Genomic DNA, 1,810 nt, shown 5'->3' with positions numbered 1-1,810 from the left:
GAGGTGTAAAAATTCTTGGATAATCGACAGGCCCAAGCCCGTGCCTCGAATGGACTTATCCGTATATTGCGACTGCACAAAGGGCTGGAAGATGGTGTCTTGCTCCGTGGGATCAATGCCGATGCCGGTGTCCATCACTTCCAAGTACAAGTTACCCTCAAACTCAGAATGGACGGCGGCTTGGTAGGACACTCGCAGGGCCACCATGCCCTGGTCTGTAAATTTCAGGGCATTGCTCAACAGGTTGATTAAAATTTGGCGCAGTTTCTTCCCATCGGTCATCACCACTGAGGGCACCCCTAGGGCAACTTCGATGTAAAACTCCAGACCTTTATTGGCCGCCTGAGCTTGAAACATCTGGTTGAGGATGGTCATCAAGTCGTTGAGGTTAACCGATCGATGTTCAATCTTCACATGACCGGCTTCCAACCGAGAGAAGTCCAACACATCGTTGATTAAGCTGAGCAGATGTTGACCGCTGGCAAAAATGGTTTGTAGCGTACTGTGATAGGTTTGCTCAATGGTTTGATCCCGCTGCATAATCTGCACATAGCCCAGAATAATGTTGAGCGGTGTGCGCAACTCATGGGTCATGTGGGATAGGAACTTGCTCTTCACTTGGTTCGCTGATTCCGCTGCGGCTTTGGCCTGCTCCAATGCTTCGTTTTGCTCCTGGAGTTCTTGCTGCTGCTGGCGCTCTTGCTTGAGCAGGTTAGCATGGGCGATCGCCACCCCCATCTGGGCTGCGACGGTTTCCAGTAATTCAATATCTGTGGCTGTCCAATACCGATAGCGATCGCATTGATGGAGAGCGATCGCCCCGTTGGGACTATCTTGGTAGGACGTGCGCACCACCAGCATTGAGCGAATTCCCATCTGACGGCAGAGGGGTGCCTGCTCCCGCAGCAGCGGCTCGGTATAAACATTCGGGGAAGCGATCGCCTGATCCATCAACATCACATGGCAGGCATGGGGGTTGTTGTCGATGGGAACCTCCGTGCCCGTCATCGGCTCACAGCCTGCATCACAGTATTCTGCTGCGTAGATTAGTCGCGAAGGATTTGTATCGTATTGCAGCATCAAACAGCGACTGGCATCAAAGGTGCGTCCTAATAGATCAGCAGCGGTTTGAAACATCACCTCCGGATCTAGGCTATGGCGAATGGCATCGGTAATCTGGCTAGCCAGAATGGCCTGGTTCATCTGCTGCTGCAGGGCAAATTCCAGATGTCGGCGGCTGGAAATGTCAACACAGACGCCGATAATGCCCTGGACATAGCCCTCTGGACTGTAGAAGGGGCGCAAGGTCGTTTGATACCAATGCTCAGAGCCATCGTGATGGGTAATCAACTCGTGGGGAATTTGGTAGGGGCGCTCGGTGCGCATGACCTGACGATTAACATCGAGCACCTGCTCAAACTTCACGGGATTGTAGAGACGGACTTCGGTCTCCAATTTGCCGATCAAATCTTCCACAGGTACGCCACAGACTTCGGCAACAGCCCGGTTGGCTGCCAAAAATCGGCCATCGGCATTTTTGACAAACACGAGGCAATCTAGAGAATCAATGATCTGATTGAGAAATTCCTTCTGCTGCTGTAGAGCTTGGGTAGCTTGGGTTTGGAGCGTAATATCTCGCACCATCACCAGCACTTCATCTGTATTAATTGGGATGATCTGAACATCCTCATGGCGCAGATCCCCCTCTACGAGAATGTCATGGCTATAGTGTTGCGAAACACCAGTTTGCAACGCTTGCTGCACATACTGCATTCGCTGCTGGGCCAAGTGCTCCGGCATACTAGCAAAC

At 51.9% G+C, this 1,810-nt stretch carries 1 protein-coding gene; it reads right to left on the bottom strand.

The genetic code is table 11. The annotated features are described in order from the left end of the window. Positions 1-1,810: PAS domain-containing protein (locus V6D20_15400; protein HEY9817166.1), on the bottom strand; the 1,810-nt coding region annotated here is incomplete at both ends.

Source organism: Candidatus Obscuribacterales bacterium, from assembly GCA_036703605.1.
In the GTDB taxonomy this organism is placed as follows: Bacteria; Cyanobacteriota; Cyanobacteriia; order RECH01; family RECH01; genus RECH01.
Note: the sequence above shows the minus strand (reverse complement) of the source record. Positions and strands in the feature narration are given on the sequence as shown.